General features: G+C 69.9%; 16 protein-coding genes. 5 read left to right on the top strand and 11 right to left on the bottom strand.

Annotated features, from left to right (window positions below):
- Positions 1-58: 58 nt before the first annotated feature.
- The 7 genes from fabG to AC07FA_RS15885 all read right to left on the bottom strand — a co-directional run bounded on the left by fabG (position 59) and on the right by AC07FA_RS15885 (position 7,467).
- Positions 59-829 carry a 3-oxoacyl-ACP reductase FabG gene (gene fabG, locus AC07FA_RS15915; RefSeq protein ID WP_479076002.1) on the bottom strand — a complete coding sequence of 257 codons (771 nt, stop codon included), beginning with the start codon at positions 827-829 and terminating at the stop codon, positions 59-61.
- Between the two features lie 59 nt (positions 830-888).
- A complete protein-coding gene (locus AC07FA_RS15910) occupies positions 889-1,344 on the bottom strand; it encodes a MaoC family dehydratase (protein WP_479076000.1) in 456 nt (151 codons plus the stop codon).
- Positions 1,345-1,396: 52 nt separating this feature from the next.
- Positions 1,397-2,593 carry an acetyl-CoA C-acetyltransferase gene (locus AC07FA_RS15905; protein ID WP_479075998.1) on the bottom strand — a complete coding sequence of 399 codons (1,197 nt, stop codon included), beginning with the start codon at positions 2,591-2,593 and terminating at the stop codon, positions 1,397-1,399.
- A gap of 179 nt (positions 2,594-2,772) precedes the next feature.
- The gene (locus tag AC07FA_RS15900) at positions 2,773-3,663 is read right to left on the bottom strand and encodes an HpcH/HpaI aldolase/citrate lyase family protein (RefSeq protein WP_479075997.1); all 891 of its coding nucleotides are present in this window, start codon (positions 3,661-3,663) and stop codon (positions 2,773-2,775) included.
- Positions 3,664-3,700: 37 nt separating this feature from the next.
- Complete coding sequence (locus AC07FA_RS15895) at positions 3,701-4,492, bottom strand: enoyl-CoA hydratase/isomerase family protein (RefSeq protein ID WP_479075995.1); 792 nt, start codon at positions 4,490-4,492, stop codon at positions 3,701-3,703.
- 52 nt (positions 4,493-4,544) lie between these two features.
- Positions 4,545-5,723: an acyl-CoA dehydrogenase family protein gene (locus AC07FA_RS15890; protein ID WP_479075994.1), complete on the bottom strand. Its 1,179-nt coding sequence runs from the start codon at positions 5,721-5,723 to the stop codon at positions 4,545-4,547.
- Positions 5,707-7,467, bottom strand: coding sequence for a CoA-transferase (locus tag AC07FA_RS15885; protein WP_479075993.1), 1,761 nt, complete (start codon positions 7,465-7,467; stop codon positions 5,707-5,709). The genes AC07FA_RS15890 and AC07FA_RS15885 overlap by 17 nt, the downstream gene beginning before the upstream one ends.
- 181 nt (positions 7,468-7,648) lie before the next feature.
- Here AC07FA_RS15885 and AC07FA_RS15880 point away from each other — a divergent pair, with 181 nt between their 5' ends.
- Positions 7,649-8,824: a CaiB/BaiF CoA transferase family protein gene (locus AC07FA_RS15880; RefSeq protein ID WP_479075991.1), complete on the top strand. Its 1,176-nt coding sequence runs from the start codon at positions 7,649-7,651 to the stop codon at positions 8,822-8,824.
- Positions 8,825-8,979: 155 nt separating this feature from the next.
- Complete coding sequence (locus AC07FA_RS15875) at positions 8,980-9,837, top strand: helix-turn-helix domain-containing protein (protein WP_479075990.1); 858 nt, start codon at positions 8,980-8,982, stop codon at positions 9,835-9,837.
- 38 nt (positions 9,838-9,875) lie between these two features.
- Here AC07FA_RS15875 and AC07FA_RS15870 read toward each other — a convergent pair whose 3' ends face one another.
- From AC07FA_RS15870 to AC07FA_RS15860, 3 genes are all read right to left on the bottom strand, one after another.
- Positions 9,876-10,838, bottom strand: coding sequence for an electron transfer flavoprotein subunit alpha/FixB family protein (locus tag AC07FA_RS15870; RefSeq protein WP_479075989.1), 963 nt, complete (start codon positions 10,836-10,838; stop codon positions 9,876-9,878).
- Positions 10,839-10,890: 52 nt separating this feature from the next.
- Entirely contained in the window at positions 10,891-11,673 is a 783-nt protein-coding gene (locus AC07FA_RS15865) for an electron transfer flavoprotein subunit beta/FixA family protein (RefSeq protein ID WP_479075988.1), read from the bottom strand.
- A gap of 98 nt (positions 11,674-11,771) precedes the next feature.
- Entirely contained in the window at positions 11,772-12,938 is a 1,167-nt protein-coding gene (locus AC07FA_RS15860; RefSeq protein ID WP_479075987.1) for an acyl-CoA dehydrogenase family protein, read from the bottom strand.
- A 308-nt stretch (positions 12,939-13,246) separates the two neighbouring features.
- Here AC07FA_RS15860 and AC07FA_RS15855 point away from each other — a divergent pair, with 308 nt between their 5' ends.
- The 3 genes from AC07FA_RS15855 (at position 13,247) to AC07FA_RS15845 (ending at position 16,013) form a co-directional block, all read left to right on the top strand.
- Positions 13,247-14,194, top strand: a complete 948-nt coding sequence (locus AC07FA_RS15855; protein WP_479075986.1) for a LysR family transcriptional regulator — start codon at positions 13,247-13,249, stop codon at positions 14,192-14,194.
- A 143-nt stretch (positions 14,195-14,337) separates the two neighbouring features.
- Entirely contained in the window at positions 14,338-15,207 is an 870-nt protein-coding gene (locus tag AC07FA_RS15850; protein WP_479075984.1) for an HTD2 family dehydratase, read from the top strand.
- Positions 15,204-16,013 carry an HpcH/HpaI aldolase/citrate lyase family protein gene (locus AC07FA_RS15845; protein WP_479075983.1) on the top strand — a complete coding sequence of 270 codons (810 nt, stop codon included), beginning with the start codon at positions 15,204-15,206 and terminating at the stop codon, positions 16,011-16,013. The genes AC07FA_RS15850 and AC07FA_RS15845 overlap by 4 nt, the downstream gene beginning before the upstream one ends.
- A 62-nt stretch (positions 16,014-16,075) precedes the next feature.
- Here the strand turns inward: AC07FA_RS15845 and AC07FA_RS15840 are convergent, their stop codons facing one another.
- Entirely contained in the window at positions 16,076-17,278 is a 1,203-nt protein-coding gene (locus AC07FA_RS15840; RefSeq protein WP_479075982.1) for a CoA transferase, read from the bottom strand.
- Positions 17,279-17,288 lie beyond the last annotated feature (10 nt).

Raw genomic sequence — 17,288 nt, 5'->3', positions numbered from 1 at the left:
TTCCTCTACTCGTTCCACTGGTGGTGCGTGCTTCCGGGGTCGCGCGGCGGCACGCCCCTCAGCCCCGCGGTCCTCCGGCCACGTACAAGACCTGTCCGGTCACGAAACCCGCGCCCTCGCTCGCGAAGAAGGAGACGGCGTGGGCGATGTCGTCGGGTTCGCCCACCCGGGGGACGGGGGTGACAGCGGCGCGCCGGGCCTTGAACTCCTCGAAGGGCACGCCGAGCCGCTCGGCGGTGGCGGCGGTCATCTCGGTGACGATGAAGCCGGGGGCGACCGCGTTCGCGGTGACGCCGAACTTCCCGAGCTCGATGGCCAGAGTCTTGGTGAAGCCCTGCAGACCGGCCTTGGCGGCTGAGTAGTTGGCCTGGCCGCGGTTGCCGAGCGCGGAGACGGACGACAGGTTGATGACGCGGCCCCAGCCGGCCTTGGTCATGTGCGCCTGGGCGGCGCGGGTCATCAGGAAGGCGCCGCGCAGGTGCACACCTATGACGGCGTCCCAGTCGGCCTCGTCCATCTTGAACAGCAGGTTGTCGCGGGTGACGCCGGCGTTGTTCACCAGCACGGCGGGCGGGCCCAGTTCGGCGGCCACCCGGGCCACCGCGGACTCGACCCGCGCCGCGTCGGCGACGTCCACGCCGACAGCCAGGGCGCGCCCGCCCTCCTTCGCGATGGCGGCCACGGTGTCGGCGCAGGCCGCCTCGTCGAGGTCGAGAACGGCGACGGCGAAGCCGTCACGGGCGAGGCGCAGGGCTGTGGCGGCGCCGATGCCGCGAGCGGCACCGGTGACGACGGCGACGCGCTGGGCGGGGGTGGTGGGTGCGGACACGGTCGTACTCCTTGAGCATGATGAGGAAGGGGGAGTGAACAGCGGGCGGTGCGGGATGGTCAGACGTAGAGACGGGTGACCGTCTCCGCCACGCAGGCAGGCTTGTCGACGCCGTCGATCTCGACGGTCACCCGGGAGACGACCTGGTGGCCGCCGGACACCGCCTCGACGGTGACGAGGTCCACCAGGGCCCGGACCTTGGAACCGACCCGCACCGGGTTGACGAAGCGGACCTTGTTCAGGCCGTAGTTGACGGCCATGGCCACGCCCTCGGTCCGGTAGACCTCCCTGACCAGGGCTGGGAGCAGGGACAGCGTGAGGAATCCGTGCGCGATCGTGGCGCCGAAGGGGCCGGAGGCGGCACGCTCGGGGTCGACGTGGATCCACTGCTGGTCCCCGGTCGCCTCGGCGAAGAGGTCGATCCGGCGCTGGTCGACGGTGATCCACCGGCCGGTGCCGACGTGCGTGCCGGCGGCCTCGGCGAGCGCGGCCGGGGAAGGGAAGACCTTGGTCATCGGGGTTCCTGTCGGATCTGGGGAGCTTCGTGGAGATCGGTCCGCACCGCGGTCACGCGGCGGAGAAGAGGGCGGCCATGCCCTGGCCTCCTCCGATGCACATGGTCTCCAGCGCGTACCGGCCGCCCCGGCGCCGCAGCTCGTGGAGCATCGTGGTCATGATCCGCGCGCCGGTCGCTCCGATCGGGTGGCCGAGTGAGATGCCCGAGCCGTTGACGTTGAGGCGGTCGGTGTCGTGCCAGCCCCACTCGGCGAGGATCGCGAGGACCTGGACGGCGAACGCCTCGTTGATCTCGACGAGGTCCAGGTCGTCGAACGACTTGCCCGTACGGGCGAACAGCTTGGCCACGGCCGGTACCGGGCCGATGCCCATGACCGCCGGGTCGCAGCCGGCGGCAGCCCACCCCTCCAGGTATCCGAGGGGCTCCAGACCCAGCTCCTCCAGCTTGTCCTCGGCGACCACCAGGCATGCGGCGGCAGCATCGTTCTGCTGGCTCGCGTTGCCGGCCGTGACCGTGCCGCCGGGTGAGAGGGTACGCAGTCGGGCGAGGACCTCGGCAGTCGAGTCGGGGCGGACACCCTCGTCCCGGTCGACGAGGAGAGCGTCGCCGCGCCGCTGGGGCACGCTGACCGGCACGACCTCGTCCTTGAAGAGGCCGGAGTCCCAGGCCGCCGCGGCCCGCTGATGGCTCGCCACGGCGAACGCGTCGGCGGCCTCGCGGGTGATCCCGTAGCGCTTCGCCAGGTTCTCCGCGGTCTCGACCATTCCAGAGATCTTGCCGAAGCGGTGCTCGGGCTGGGATCGTTCCCGGCCGCGATCGAGCCGGTCGTACATCTCCACGTTGCCCGAGCGCCGCCCCCACCGCATGGACGTGGTGTAGTGCTCGATGTTCGACATGCTCTCGACGCCGCCGGCGAGGACGACGTCGCACGCGCCCGTCTGCACCATCATCGCGGCCGTGACCAGGGCCTGGAGTCCGCCGCCGCAGCGGCGGTCGGTCTGGAAGCCGGGCACCGATAGCGGCAGGCCGGCATGGAGTGCCGCCCAGCGGCCGATGCAGGGTGTCTCGGAGTTGGCGTAGGACTGGGCCATGGCGACATCGTCGATCCGCTCAGGATCGATTCCGGTCCGCTCGACGACCGCCTTGATGACGGTGGCGGCAAGATCCTCGACCGCCACGCTCTTCAACGCTCCGCCGAAGGCTCCGACTGGTGTCCGCACAGGGCTGACGATGGCTGCGCGTCGCATGGCTTCCCATCCTCTTCATCGACAAAAACTTAAAATAAAATATCTGATCTGCACTTCACGGACAAGGGTCTCCCGTCGCGCAGCTGCCCCTGCGGGCCCGTGACCGACCGAGGAGCCGGTGCCGGACGAATCCGGCACCGGCTCCTCGGTCGGTCGCGTCGCCCTGGTTCGTCCGCCCTCTACTCCCTGGCGATGGCATCGGCGAGGTCGATCACGCCCTGCGCCGTCTTCGCGTGCGCGAGGTCGATGTGCTGCCCCTCGAAGTCCACGGCGGCACTGCCCCGCGCCTCGGCTTCCCGGAAGGCGGCGATCATGCGCCGGTAGTGCTCCACGGCCTCCGGGGACGGTGTGAAGACCTCGTTCGCCGGGGCCACGTGCGACGGGTGGATGAGGACGATCCCGCGGTAGCCGAGCCGGCGGTTGTCCTCCGCGAAACGCCGGAAGCCGTCGAGGTCGGCGATGTCCTGCCAGACACCGGCCACGGGGTGGTGCAGACCCGCCGCCCGGGCCGCGAGGACGATACGGCTGCGCAGATAGAGCGTCTCCAGGCCCTCGGGAGTGAACTCGAAGCCGAGTTCACGGCCGACGTCGGCGTTGGGGCCTGTCGCGCCGAGCAGGCTGGAGACCCGCGGACTCGCGGCCGCGATCTCCTCGCAGTGGGCCATCGAGACCGCGGTCTCATAACTGACGATGAGGCCGATCGAACCCGCCTCCAGACCGTCCCGCGCCTCGATGTGCGAGACGACCGCGTCGATGCGGACGATTTCCTCGGCGGTGAACACCTTGGGCAGGAACAGTCCGGTCAGACCCGCGGTCACGACCTCCTCGACGTCGGCCCCGAAGAGACCGCTGTCGACACTGTTGGGACGCACCCAGATGTCGGGGTGGCCGCCCTTGGCCCGTAGCCGCTCGATCGTCTCCCGGACGGTCTTGCGTGCGTCGGCCTTGTCCGCGGCCGGCACGGAGTCCTCCAGGTCGAGGATGAGCGCGTCGGCGCCGGTGGCGACGGCCTTCTCCGCCCAGCTGGGCTTGTGCCCCGGCACGAAGAGCATGGAGCGGTACGGATTCATCAGGGAACCTCCTTGGTGCGGGTGGGTAGAAGTCCGGTCAGTACGACGGCTTGCGGCGCTCGCGGTGCGAGGCGAGCCCTTCGAGGACCTCGGGTCCACCGAAGCCGTAGAACTCCAGGGCGAGTGAGGAGTCGAAGATGGACCCGGCGACCTGCCGGTACCAGTTGTTCAGCGACTGTTTGGTCCAGCGGATGGCGCTCGGGGCGCCCTGCGCCAGCTCCAGTGCGACCTCGCGGGCGGTCGGCAGGAGGTCGTCCTCCTCCACGCAGAGCGACACCAGGCCGATCCGTTCGGCCTCCTCGCCCGTCAGCGGGCGGCAGGTCATCAGGTAGTACTTGGCCTTCGCCATGCCACACAGCAACGGCCAGCACACCGCCGCGTGGTCGCCCGCGGCGACCCCGAGCCTGGTGTGTCCGTCGATGATCTTTGCCGTCCTGCTGACCACGGACACGTCGGCGAGGACCCCGGCCACCAGACCCGCGCCGACGGCGGGGCCGTGCATCGCCGAGACGATGGGCTTCGAGCAGTCGATGACGTTGTAGACCAGGTCCCTCGCCTCGCGCATCGTGCGGGTGCGGGTGTCGTAGTCGTTGGTCAGTTTCTCAACCAGGTCGAAGGAGCCGCCGGCAGAGAAGCCCTTGCCCTCGCCCCGGAGCAGCACAGCCTTCACCGCCGGGTCCGCGTCGAACTCGCGCCAGATCTCGGCGAGGTCCGCGTGGGCCTCCTCGCTCACCGCGTTCAGTTTGGGGGCGTCGAGCACGAGCTCGATCACCCCCGCCTCGTCCGGTCCGTCCACCCTCAGGTGAGCAAAGCGCGCGTAGCGGTTCATTCGGGTCCTTCCTTCGTGTTCTCTTCCGTACGGGGGGTGATGGCGCCCGCGATCAGGTGCTGGAGGCGCGTTCCCGGCGCATGAGTTCGCGTCCGATGATCAGCTTCTGGATCTCGCTGGTGCCCTCGTAGAGCCTCAGCAGACGCGCGTCGCGGTAGACCCGTTCCACCGCGACCTCACGCATGTAGCCGCTGCCGCCGTGCACCTGGACCGCCAGATCGGCCACGCGGCCGGCCGACTCGGTACAGAAGAGCTTCGCCGCGGACGGTGCGATGCGGCGGTCGGAGCCGTCGAGGTAGCGGCGGGCCGCGTCGCGGGCCAGCGCCTTCCCGGCCATCACCAGCGACTGCTGCTCGGCCAGCATGGCCTGGACCAGTTGGCGGTCACCGGTCGGCACGCCGCCCTGGAGGTTCTGCGCGGAGTAGGTGACCGACTCGTCGAGCGCCCGCTCGGACAGACCGACGGCCAGGGCAGAGATGTGGACACGGCCGCGGGCCAGGACGGTCATGGCGGCCCGGAAGCCCGTCTCCACCTCGCCGCTGACCAGCGCGTCGGCACCGACCCGCACGTCGTCGAAGTAGACGTCCGCGGTGGTGGCGCCCTCCTGGCCCATCTTGCGGTCCTTGGGGCCGACGGTCAGGCCCTCGGTGCCCGCCGGCACCAGGAAGACCGCGATCCTGCCCTCGGCGTCGGTGCCCTTGACGCGGGCGAAGGTGACGAACAGGTTCGCCAGAGGCGCGTTGGTGATGAACCGCTTTCCGCCGCTGAGCGACCAGCCGTCACCGGTCCAGGTGGCGGTGGTGCGCATGCCGGACGGGTCGGATCCGGCCTCCGGCTCGGTCAGGGCGAAGGAGGCGAGGCACGCGCCTTCAGCCATCGGCTCCAGCCACCGCTTCTTCTGCTCCGGCGTGCCGTAGCCCACCAGCACCTGGCCGGCGATGCCGTTGTTGGTGCCGAACAGGGACCGGAACGCCAGCGCCGTGTAGCCGAACTCGAAGGCCAGCTCGACATCCTGGGTGATGACGAGGCCCAGGCCGCCGTACTCCTGCGGCAGCGCGTACCCGAAGAGCCCCATCTCCGCGGCCTTGCGCCGCAGGTCCTCGGGGATGGCATCGGTGTCGGCGATCTCCCGTTCCCGGGGTACGACCTCCTCACGGATGAACTGACGGACCTGTGCTCGGATCTGTGCGAAGTCCTCGGCGCTGACCGTCTCTTCAGTGGGTGTGGACATCGGCCATCCTCTCTGTGTGGGATTCAGTGGTCGGAACCTGAGTGCGGGCGCGGCCGAGGAAGTACCCCTCGGGGTCGAAGGAGCGGAGTTCCTCGACCTCGGCGGCCGTGACCTCGCGCAGGTCCTGGAGGTGCGGGCTCACGGTCACGGCCCATCCGCACGCGTCCTGGACGCGGGTGACCCGGTCGGCACGCGGTTCCCGTCCGGGGGCCACATGCGTCAGGACGAGTTCCCCGTCAACCTTCGTCAGCACCCCGAGGTCGGTGACCACGGTGCTCACGCGTCCGCCGGGGCTGGTCACGTAGCCGCACTGCTCGACAAAACGCCGCCGGTCCATCGTGCCGATGACCAGGACCTCGTCCGCGTTGGTGATGACGTCGTTGCCGCCGCCGGACCCTACGAGGTACGGGCCGCCGTCGATCCTGGTCGTGTTGATGTTGCCCTGCCGGTCGATCTGGGCCGTGCCCACACAGGCGATCGACCGGAAGAACCGGCCGTTGACCAGATTCCCGAGGACCTGTTCGGTGTCGAGCAGCATGGTCGAGGACGGGAAGTTGTAGAAGCTGAAGATGAAGGGGTCGCCGGGGGTGGGGGTGTAGTCCCAGAGCCCCAGTTCCGCGGCGAGGGCGACCCGGTGGCCTTCCTCCTTGGCGCGCCCGACGCCTACCCAGGCCGCGAGGTTCGCGAGGCCCGCCCCGGCGAGTACGGTGTCGGCCGCGGTCTCGGCGACGCGTCGGGCGACGATGTCGGCGAGCCAGACCGCCGCGCGTTCTGCGCCGGTCGCCGGATCCTCCCGCCGTGTTCGCGTGAGTGCGGGCGCCGGGCATTCGGCCGCTCGGACGAGGCCCTCCAGCCGTTCCGGTCCGAGTTTCGCCAGATAGGCGTCGTGGTCGGCCGGCTCCAGGATCCATTCCTTGATCCAGTCATCGAAGTCCGCCCGCCTCGTCGCCTCGCGGGCGGAGATCCAGAAGGCGATGTCCTCGACATAGCCCCGCACGGGCAGCCTCGCTCCGGAGGGCCCCGGGAAGACGCCGCCGGGGTGGGCTCCGAAGGGGGCCTCGACGATGCCGAGGACTCGGTGGGCGGGGATTCGCACCATCGTGGACCACGGGCGCAGGTCATCGACGACCTTCTCGACCGTGGCGATCACGCCGCGCCGTGAGGCGAGGGCGCCGACCACACCCTCGAACATGGGCGGCGCGATCGCCAGGTTCCCCTGCCGGTCGGCCACGGCGGCATGCACCAGCGTGACGTCCGGGACCAGGGGTGCGACGAGGCCGACCCGGCCGAAGCCGGTGTCCACCTCCTGGTACGCGTCGTTCTCGGCCATCGAGGAATCGCGCACCGATCCGGTCACGACCGCCGGAACACCGGTGGCCGCAGCACGGAGCCTCTGGATGTAGGTGAGGAAAGACCAGTTCTCGACCTCCACCGCACCGGAGGCGTACGCCTCCTGGAACACGGGGTTCGGGGTGAAGACGGGGAACGAGTCGCCGGAGTAGACCGTGATGACCTTCTTGAAGCTCCCCGAGCGGAAGAGAACCGCGCCCAGCGAGGAGAGGCTCGCCATGATCAGGGTGAACTCGGAGGGCTTCCCCCAGTGCTGGCGGGCGAGCTCCCGCACCAGCGCGCTCCAGCGGCTGTGGCCCATCATCACGTGCACGGCGTCCCCCGGGCGCACATAGCGGGAGATAGCCTCGTCAAGTAGGCAGAAGTCAACCGACCGCCGTACGGGTTCATCCATGCCGGGGCTCCCTCGGTGCCGCTCTCTCGGGTTTCGCATAAAATATATTTACCACGCCCTGAAGGCAAGGAGAGGCAGGTCACGCCACCCGCCAGGGGGCCCGGACCCTTGACAAAAGCAAAATTATATATTTTACATAGTCCTGACAGCTGGCGACCATGCGAATGGAACGAGGTCACCGATGCAGCACAAGCCGCTCCACGGCATCCGGATCCTGGAACTGGGGGGCTACATTTCGGCTCCCTACGCCAGCTCACTGCTGTGCGCGCTGGGCGCGGAGGTGGTGAAGGTCGAGAAGCCGGGCACCGGCGAGGACTTCCGGCGCCTCAAGAACGACCGCAGCCCGTACTTCATCCAGTACAACGCGGGCAAACGCAGCCTCGCGGTCGATCTCAAGGCCCCGCAGGGCATCGAGCTGGTGAAGTCGCTCGTCCCCCGGTTCGACGTGATCCTGGAGAACCTGCGCGCGGGGAAGCTGGCCGCCCTCGGGCTAGGACCCGAGGTATGCACAGCACTCCGGCCCGACCTCGTGTACGCGTCCGTCACTGGATTCGGCAGCGGCGGCCCGCTTGCCCAGCGGCCCGCCTACGACACCATCGGACAGTCGTCCGCGGGGCTGTACTCCCTGCTCAGCGACGCCGGCTCGCCCCAGCTGTCCGGCACGATCCTCGCCGACCTGATCACCGGCGTCTCCACCGCCACCGGAGTCCTGGCCGCCCTGGTCGGCCGGGCCGCCACCGGCGCGGGCCAGCACGTGGAGACCTCCGTCATGGAAGCGGTCACCACGCTCACCGCCGACGCCGTCAGCCAGTACTTCGACGACGGGCACCAGAACCCCAGTCGGCAGAGCCGACACCCCCAGGCGCAGAACTTCTGCCTCAAGACCGCCTCCGGCGAGGACATCGCGATCCATCTGTCGTCCTCGCAGAAGTTCTGGCACTGCCTGCTGGAGGCGATGGCCCGGCACGATCTCACCGAGGACCCGAGGTTCGCGTCGTACCCCGAGCGCGAGCGCAACTACTTCGAGCTGGTGGAGATCGTGCAGGCGGAGTTCCTCACGCGGCCGTCGGCCGAGTGGGAGAAGCGGCTCTCCGACGCGGACGTCCCGTTCGCCCTCGTCCTCACCATGTCCGGGGTCATGAGCCACCCGCAGACCAAGTGGCTGGAACTCTTCGAGCGGGAGGAGAACGGCGTCTCGCTGCTGCGCCCGCCGTGGCGGTTCGGCGGCATCCGGCCCGACCGCGGGGGTGTCGCACCGCGCGTCGGTCAGCACACGCGCGAGATCGCCGGCGAGGTCTACGAAGCCTCGCGCATCGAGGAGCTGCTCGCCGCGGGGGTCCTGTTCGCGGGCTCCTGACGAGGTGCCCCGAGAGGGGCTCCTGAGACCGTGCCGGCTGCCGGGGGTAACGCACTCCGCGCATCCGGCGCGGCGTTATGCTGGTTGCGACCGGCCCCCGGCCTGCGGTCGGAGCGCCGGTGACGTCCCTGACCGGTTTCCTGCGAGACTGCCTCATGAGCACGGCCAGCCCTCCCCCCAACGAGCTCGGCGACTTCCTGAAGGCCCGCCGGGCGGCACTCGACCCCTCAGCCGTCGGACTGCCGGACGGCGGTGGCAACCGCCGTGTCACCGGCCTGCGCAGGGAGGAAGTGGCCCTCCTCGCCTCGATCAGCACGGACTATTACACCCGCATCGAGCAGGGGCGGCGCCGGGCCTCCCCCTCCGTCCTGGACGCCCTCGCCGACGTCCTGCAACTGGACGAGGACGAGCGCACCTACATGCGCGAGGTCGCCGACGTACAGGCGGACCACGACAGCGACCTGGCACGCCAGTCCGTCCAGCCTCAACTGCTGCGGGTCCTCGACGGACTCTCCGGCATCCCGGCCCTCGTACTCGGCCGCCGCATGGACGTCCTCGCCTGGAACCCCCTGGCGTCCGCCCTGCTCACCGACTTCTCGCTGCTTCCACCGGACCGGCGGAACTACGCATGGCTGCTCTTCCGCGACCCCGCCTTCAGGGCGCTCTACCCTGATTTCGAGCAGGTTGGCTCGGTGTCCGTGGCGATGCTCCGCAGGGAGGCCGGTCACGACCCGCACGACCGTCGCCTGGCCGACCTGGTCGACGAACTGCTGCGGACCGACGAGGACTTCCGTACGTGGTGGAACGAACACCACGTCGCCGTCGGAAGCACGGGGACCAAGAAGATGTGCCACCCCGTCGTCGGCGACCTCACCCTCGACTGGGACAGCCTCACCTGCGCCCACGACCCCGGCCAACGGCTCGTCGTCTGGACAGCGGAACCCGGCACGCCGTCCCACGACCGTCTGGCCGTGCTGGGCGCGCTGATCGACGAAGAGGCCGCCTCGCGATAGCGCGGGGCGGCCTTCCACGTTCGGGATCCGGATCGCGGTCAGCCCTTGCGGGTCCTGACCTCTTCGGTCAGCTGCGGGACGACGTCGAAGAGGTCTCCGACCACGCCGTAGTCGACGAGGTCGAAGATCGGGGCCTCGGCGTCCTTGTTGATGGCAACGATGGTCTTGGAGGTCTGCATGCCCGCCCGGTGCTGGATCGCGCCGGAGATGCCGGAGGCGATGTACAGCTGTGGCGAGACCGACTTTCCGGTCTGGCCGACCTGGTTGGAGTGCGGGTACCAGCCTGCGTCGACCGCGGCGCGCGAGGCGCCCACGGCCGCACCGAGCGAGTCGGCGAGCGCCTCGATGACTGCGAAGTTCTCCGCGCCGTTGACACCACGGCCACCGGAGACCACGATCGCGGCCTCCGTCAGCTCCGGACGCCCGGTCGACTCGCGCGCGGTGCGGGCGGTCACCTTGGTGCCGGTGGCCGACGCGCCGAAGGAGACCGCGAGGCCCTCGACAGCGCCGGCGGCCGGGGCGGCTTCGACCGGGGCCGAGTTCGGCTTGACCGTGATGACCGGAGTTCCCCGGGTTACCCGCGACCTGGTGGTGTACGAGGCGGCGAACGCGGCCTGCGTCGCTACCGGACCCTCGTCACCGGCCTCCAGATCGACGGCGTCGGTGATGATGCCGGAGCCGATGCGGACCGCCAGGCGGGCCGCGATCTCCTTGCTCTCCGCGGACGAGGGCAGCAGCACTGCGGCCGGGGACACCGCGTCATAGGCGGCCTGGAGCGCGTCCACCTTCGGTACGACGAGGTAGTCGGCGAACTCAGGCGCTTGCGCCGTGAGGACCTTGACCGCGCCGTGCTCGGCGAGCGTGGCAGCGGTGTCGGTGGCCCCGTTGCCAAGGGCGACGGCGACAGGCTCGCCGATGCGGCGTGCCAGCGTCAGCAGCTCCAGGGTGGGCTTGCGGACGGCACCGTCCACGTGGTCGACATAGACGAGAACTTCAGCCATGGAAATGCAACTCCTCGGGATATGGACGGACTTCGCCTCGCAGGGCGGTTTCCTAGACGAACTTCTGCGCCGCGAGGAATGAGGCGAGCTGCTTGCCGCCCTCGCCCTCGTCCTTGACGATCGTGCCGACCGTACGGGCCGGGCGCCGGTCGGCCGTGTCGACCGCCGTCCACGCGCCCTCATGGCCGACCTGCTCGGCCTCGATGCCGAGGTCCGCGAGCTCCCAGGTCTCCACCGGCTTCTTCTTGGCGGCCATGATGCCCTTGAAGGACGGGTAGCGCGCCTCGCCCGAGCGGTCGGTCACCGATACGAGCGCGGGCAGGGACGCCTCCACCTCCTCGGTGGCGGAGTCGGTGTCACGGCGGCCCGTCACCCGTCCGTCCTCCACCGAGATCTCGGACAGCAGCGTGGCCTGAGGGACGCCCAGACGCTCGGCGAGGATCGCCGGCAGGACGCCCATGGTGGCGTCGGTCGACGCCATCCCGCAGACAACCAGGTCATAGCCCGTCTTCTCGATCGCCTTGGCGAGCACCAGCGAGGTGCCCATGACATCGGTGCCGTGCAGGTCGTCGTCCTCCACGTGCACCGCCTTGTCGACGCCCATCGCCAGCGCTTTGCGCAGAGCCTCCCTGGCGTCTTCGGGGCCGATCGTGACCACGGTGACCTGGGCGTCGTCCGACTCCTCGGCGATCTTCAAGGCCTGTTCGACCGCGTACTCGTCGAGCTCCGACAACAGGCCGTCGACCTCGTCACGGTCGACGGTCAGATCATCGGCGAACTTCCGGTCGCCCGTGGCGTCGGGCACGTACTTCACACAGACAACGATGTTCACCATGAGGACGCTCCTGTTTCTCCGTACCGGCCCTCGTCCGGGCCGCTTGATGTCCTGCGTGCTCCTCCACGGTCGTGGCGGAGCACCGCTTCCGCGTGCCGTCAGGCGTCGAGCCCGCCTCGCTTGACGAGCTGGGCGGCGATCACGTTCTTCTGGATCTCGTTGGTGCCCTCGCCGACGATCATCAGCGGGGCGTCGCGGAAGTAGCGCTCGACGTCGAACTCGGTCGAGTAGCCGTAACCGCCGTGGATGCGGACGGCGTTGAGCGCGATCTGCATACCGGTCTCAGAGGCGAACAGCTTGGCCATCCCGGCCTCCATGTCCACGCGCCGGCCGGCGTCGGCCTCGCGGGCGGCGTACAGGGTGAGCTGACGGGCGGCGGTGAGCTGCGTGGCCATGTCGGCGAGGTAGTGGCCGATGGCCTGGTGCTGCCAGATGGGCTTGCCGAAGGACTCGCGTTCCTGGGCGTAGGCGAGGGAGTCCTCCAGAGCGGCCCGGCCGACACCGAGCGCCCGGGCCGCGACCTGGAGCCGGCCGGTCTCCAGGCCCTTCATCATCTGGGCGAAGCCCTTGCCCTCGATCCCTCCGAGGACGGCGTCGGCCGGGGCACGGTAGTCCTCGAAGGCCAGTTCGCAGCTCTCGATTCCCTTGTAGCCGAGCTTGGGCAGGTCCCGGGAGACGGTGAGACCGGGGCCGTGTTCGACGAGGAGGATCGAAATGCCCCTGTGGCCGGGTTCCGCGTCGGGGTCGGTCTTGCACATGAGCGCAATGAGCTGGGCGCGCCGGGAGTTGGTGATCCAGGTCTTCGAGCCGTTGATCAGGTAACCGTCGTCGTCCTTGCGTGCGACGGTGCGCATGGCCTGGAGGTCGGAGCCGCCGCCCGCCTCGGTGAGGGCCATGGTGCCGCGGATCTCGCCGGTGGCCATCTTCGGCAGGTAGCGGCGCTTCTGCTCCTCGGTGCCGAAGTGGAGGAGGAGCTTGGCGACCACGGTGTGGCTTCCCATCGCGCCTGCCAGGCTCATCCATCCCCGGGAGAGCTCCTCGGTGACGAGGACGTAGCAGGGCATGGTTACCGCGTTGCCGCCGTGCTCCTCGGGGATGGCAAGCCCGTAGATGCCGAGCTTCTTCATCTGCTCGATCAGGGCCTCGGGGTACGTGTTGGAGTGCTCGAGTTCCTGGACGACGGGCTTCACCTCCTTGTTCACGAAGTCGTGCACAGTCTTGACGACGAACTGCTCGTCCTCGGAGAGGGCGTCCAAGGTACTCACGGTGTACTCCTCGTGGTTCGGATCTGCGGTGCCGTCATGGTCCGGCCTCCTGGCGACGGGCGGGGATGCGGCAGGAGGGCGAGCCGTCGACGGATCTCCCGAAGGGGCAACGCGAGATCCGTCGACGCCGAGGACGTATGCGGGCGCCCTCGGGCCGTTCCATGCGCCCCTTGAGAAGCAGGCGCATGTCGGGAACCCTCATTCCCGCAGCACAGCCATCATGGGCCCTCATGACACCGCAGGTGAAATACTGTTTCCTGATGGGCCCATGCGGGCTGCGGATGGGTCGGCGCAACGGCGGAGGAACGATGGACGTCAAACAGCTCAGAGCGCTGGTCATGGTGGCGGAGGCCGGGAGCGTGACGCGCGCGGCGGAGCTGCTGCACCTGGTCCAGCCTGCGGTGACCCGGCAGATCCGAACGCTGGAGCAGGAGCTGGGGGTCGCACTGTTCGAGCGGACCAGGCAGGGCATGCGGCCCACCGCAGCAGGGGTGACGATGGTGGAGCGGGCCCGGCGGGCGCTGAACGAGCTGGAGCGGGCCCGTGCCGAGATCCGGCCGACGCCGGGCGTCGTCACCGGCATCGTGACGGTGGGGCTGCTCGACAGCACCACCAGCCTGCTCGCCGAGCCGCTGGTGTCCGCCGTACTCCGCGACCATCCCGGCATCGATCTGCGGCTGCTCACCGCATACTCCGGCCATCTCCAGAAGTGGCTCGACGACGGCGATCTGGACCTGACGCTGCTGTACAACCTCTCCAGCACGCCGTCACTCAACGCCGAACCGCTGGTACGCGAGAGGCTGTGGGCCGTCGCACCGGCCTCGGCCGGTCTGCGGGCCGACCGCCCGGTGCCGTTCACAGAGGCGGTCGCTCACCCGCTGGTCGTGCCCGCCTCGGGTCACGGACTGCGCTCGGTGATCGATACGGCCGCCGCGCAGGCCCGGGTGGAGATGAATCTGGTAGTCCAGACAAACTCGATGCACGTGCAGAAACAGCTGGTGCGGGCCGGGCACGGCTGGACGATCCTGCCGGCTGTCGGCATCGCGGAGGACGTCACCGAAGGCTCCCTGAGCGCCGCGCCCCTGTGCGATCCCGAGGTATGGCGCTCGATCGTGCTGGGCACCGCCAGAGCGGGCCGGGTCTCCCCCGCCGCTCAGGTGGTGGCCGCGGAGCTGACGCGCGGGATCCGCTCCGCCGTAGACGAGGGCCGGTGGCCCTCCGCGGCATTGCACGATCCGGCCCCGAAGGAAGCGTGAGCGCGGGTGCCCGCAAGCGGGTGGCACCGAGAGGCGGTCCCATGCACCCGCAGCATGCTCTCATCACGCTTTTCTATTACTCTCGTCCATCCATCAGCATGCATGATGATTCCTCTGAATTGAGTCGGTTCTGAGGAGAGGCCATGCAGATCACACCGCGCGGGCTGGGCCCGTACGTGGAGTCGTGGAGTCCGGGGGAGGTCACCGACGACGAGGCCCTGTCCCCCGGGCCGGTCGCCGCGCTCTCGGCGGTGCTCGACCAGCCGGGTCCGATCGCGGCGACCGGCGACCCACTGCCGCCCCTCTGGCACTGGCTGTACTTCCTGCAGTGGCCCCCACAGCAGGACTTGGGCGCCGATGGACACCCCCTGAACGGCCATTTCCTGCCCCCCGTCCCGGACCGCCAGCGCATGTTCGCCGGCGGCCGCTGCTCGGTCACCCGGCCGTTGGTCGTCGGCGAGCCGACCCGGCGCGTCAGCAGCCTGAACTCCGTGACCACCAAGCAAGGTTCCACCGGGGAACTGCTCTTCGTGACGGTACGCAACGAGTACCTCCAGCGGGGCACGACGTGCCTCGTCGAGGAGCAGGACCTCGTCTACCGGTCGGGGCGGAGCGCAGGACAGCACCCGGCCGTGCTCGACACCACCACCCCGGCGCGGTCCGACGAGGCGTGGCAGCTCCCGCTGGAAGCGGACCCCACGGTGCTCTTCCGGTTCAGCGCGCTGACCGCGAACGCGCACCGCATTCACTACGACGCGCCGTACGCCACCGGCGAGGAGGGCTACCCCGGCCTCGTCGTCCACGGCCCGCTCCTGGTGCTCGCGATGCTGGAGCTCGTACGCCGCAACTCCCCCGCGCGAGAGGTACGTTCACTCTCCTACCGGTTGCGGCGCCCGGCGTTCTCGGGCGAGCGCCTGCTGGCATCGGGTGCGCCGGGGGAACAGGGAGCCGCGCTCCGTATCGCGACCTCCCGGGAAGAGCGCCACGCCACGGCGGAGGTGGCCTTCGCATGAGCCTGTCCTTCGGCCGGCTCGAGACGGCCCGCAGCTATCTGTTCGTGCCCGGGGACCGGCCTGACCGGTTCGACAAGGCCGTCGCCACCGGTGCGGACGCGGTCATCCTCGATCTCGAGGATGCCGTCGCCGCACCGGACAAGGACCGTGCGCGCGACAACATCGCCGACTGGCTCGGCGCGGGGAACATCGCCGTGGTCCGCATCAACGCGCCAGGCACGCCATGGTGCGACGACGACCTCGCGATGGCGGCGGGCCTCAGCGCACCGATCATGGTGCCGAAGTCCGAGGCCCCGGCCGTGCTCGCGGACATCGCCTGCCGTACGGCCGGGAGGTCGCCCCTGATCCCGCTGGTGGAGACGGCCGCGGGCATCGAGCGGGCGCGGGAGGTGTGCGCCACCGCCGGTGCGGTACGGGTCGCCCTCGGCAACGTCGACCTCGCGGGGCAGCTCGGGGTCGCCCACGGTGACCACGCGGCGCTGTCCTACGCCCGCTCCCGGCTGGTCTCGGCGTCGGCGGCCGCCGGTCTGTGCGCTCCGATCGACGGTGTCACCACCGCGGTGAAGGACCTCGGCACCCTCACCACCGACATCGCGCACGCGCGTCGGCTCGGCTTCACCGCGAAGCTCTGCATCCATCCCGGGCAGGTCGCCGTGGTGGCCGAGCGCTTCGCCCCGACCGCGAGCGAGCGGGAGTGGGCCCTGGCCGTGGTCGCCGCCGGCGACTCGGTCACGGTGGTGGACGGGCACATGGTCGACAAGCCGGTCCTGGAGCGGGCCCGCCGGATCCTCGCCGTCGGCGGCTGACGGGTCCTGCACACACCGATGGCCCGGCCCAAGGGGGGCCGGGCCATCGGGTACGCCGCTGCTCACCCCCGGTCGGAGCTTCCGCCGTCCCCCAGGGATGGCGGAAGCTCCCCGTCGTGCTGGCCGACGGTGGGCGCGGGCAGCGGTTCGAGACGTCCGCCGTCGACGACGATCGGCGACTTCGGTGCCAGGTGCGGGCCCACTCCCGGCTGGTCGACGACGCCGAAGAGGTCGCTTTTCCGCAGCTCCGAACCGCCGTCGCGGCCGAGTTCCGCGAAGCTCCGGTAGCGCTCCCAGAGGAGCCTGTGCTCGTCCAGGAGCCGCGCCACTTCAGCGTACGGCGTGGCGCCGAACCAGCGCGCGAGGAGCGTCGAGATCAGCTCGCGGTGTTCGTAGCGCTGGGACTCCCCGGAGAAGTCGATGTCCAGCGCCTCGGCTAGGCCGTCGAAGGCGTCCGTGAGGCCGGTCGCGGCAAGCAGCTTGGTCCAGTGACGCCAGGTCAGGATCACCAGCATCACCCGTTCCCCGTCCGCCGTCACGAAGTCGCGGCCGTAGGTGCCGAAGACGTCGTTGCCCGACTTTCCCCGGTCATGGGTGGTGACCTGCGCTTCGGCGAGATATCCGAGATTTCCGGCGGTGGCGAGCGCCACCTCGTCGAGCGCCACCCGTATCCGCCGTCCACGCCCGGTCCGCAGCCGGTCCCGCTCGGCGGCGAGCAGTCCGACGGCCAGGTAGAGCCCGGCCGCGATGTCCCAGGCGGGCAGTACCTGGTTGACCGGGGCGGCGCTGCCTGGGGGGCCTGTGACCAGCGGGAATCCGGTGGCCGCCTGGACGGTGTAGTCGACTCCGGCGCCACCGTCGGCGCGTCCCTGGAGCAGGACGTGGATGACGTCGGGGCGGCGGGCGCTGAGTTCCTCGTAGCCGAGTTCCGGGTAGCGGTCGCTGTTGCTGACCACGACGCACGGGCCCCCGTCGACGATCAGTTCGGCCACCCGTCGGCGATCCTCCGCGGACGCCATGTCGACCGCGACGGCACGCTTGCCCTTGTTCAGTCCCGACCAGTAGAGGCTGGTGCCGGAGTCCGCCAACGGCCACCTGGTGCGGTCGGCCGCTCCGCCGAGGGGTTCGACTCTGAGGACGTCGGCCCCCAGCTGGGCGAGGGTGAGCCCGCAGAGCGGAGTGGCCACGTAGCTCGAGAGCTCCACCACCCTGAGGCCGGACAAGAGGGCCTGCGGGGCGCGTTGCCCTTCAGGAGACAGAGACATATCCATCCTC

The organism is Streptomyces sp. NPDC045968, from assembly GCF_056430475.1.
Note: the sequence above shows the minus strand (reverse complement) of the source record. Positions and strands in the feature narration are given on the sequence as shown.

What these genes read in the sequence shown, in the direction of transcription:
- AC07FA_RS15910 (WP_479076000.1), bottom strand. Translation starts at nt 1,344, where the DNA reads ATGACCAAGGTCTTCCCTTCCCCGGCCGCGCTCGCCGAGGCCGCCGGC.
- AC07FA_RS15840 (WP_479075982.1), bottom strand. Translation starts at nt 17,278, where the DNA reads ATGTCTCTGTCTCCTGAAGGGCAACGCGCCCCGCAGGCCCTCTTGTCC.
- AC07FA_RS15880 (WP_479075991.1), top strand. Translation starts at nt 7,649, where the DNA reads ATGCAGCACAAGCCGCTCCACGGCATCCGGATCCTGGAACTGGGGGGC.
- AC07FA_RS15900 (WP_479075997.1), bottom strand. Translation starts at nt 3,663, where the DNA reads ATGAATCCGTACCGCTCCATGCTCTTCGTGCCGGGGCACAAGCCCAGC.
- AC07FA_RS15890 (WP_479075994.1), bottom strand. Translation starts at nt 5,723, where the DNA reads ATGTCCACACCCACTGAAGAGACGGTCAGCGCCGAGGACTTCGCACAG.
- AC07FA_RS15870 (WP_479075989.1), bottom strand. Translation starts at nt 10,838, where the DNA reads ATGGCTGAAGTTCTCGTCTATGTCGACCACGTGGACGGTGCCGTCCGC.
- AC07FA_RS15895 (WP_479075995.1), bottom strand. Translation starts at nt 4,492, where the DNA reads ATGAACCGCTACGCGCGCTTTGCTCACCTGAGGGTGGACGGACCGGAC.
- AC07FA_RS15875 (WP_479075990.1), top strand. Translation starts at nt 8,980, where the DNA reads ATGAGCACGGCCAGCCCTCCCCCCAACGAGCTCGGCGACTTCCTGAAG.
- AC07FA_RS15885 (WP_479075993.1), bottom strand. Translation starts at nt 7,467, where the DNA reads ATGGATGAACCCGTACGGCGGTCGGTTGACTTCTGCCTACTTGACGAG.
- AC07FA_RS15850 (WP_479075984.1), top strand. Translation starts at nt 14,338, where the DNA reads ATGCAGATCACACCGCGCGGGCTGGGCCCGTACGTGGAGTCGTGGAGT.
- AC07FA_RS15845 (WP_479075983.1), top strand. Translation starts at nt 15,204, where the DNA reads ATGAGCCTGTCCTTCGGCCGGCTCGAGACGGCCCGCAGCTATCTGTTC.
- AC07FA_RS15905 (WP_479075998.1), bottom strand. Translation starts at nt 2,593, where the DNA reads ATGCGACGCGCAGCCATCGTCAGCCCTGTGCGGACACCAGTCGGAGCC.
- AC07FA_RS15855 (WP_479075986.1), top strand. Translation starts at nt 13,247, where the DNA reads ATGGACGTCAAACAGCTCAGAGCGCTGGTCATGGTGGCGGAGGCCGGG.
- AC07FA_RS15865 (WP_479075988.1), bottom strand. Translation starts at nt 11,673, where the DNA reads ATGGTGAACATCGTTGTCTGTGTGAAGTACGTGCCCGACGCCACGGGC.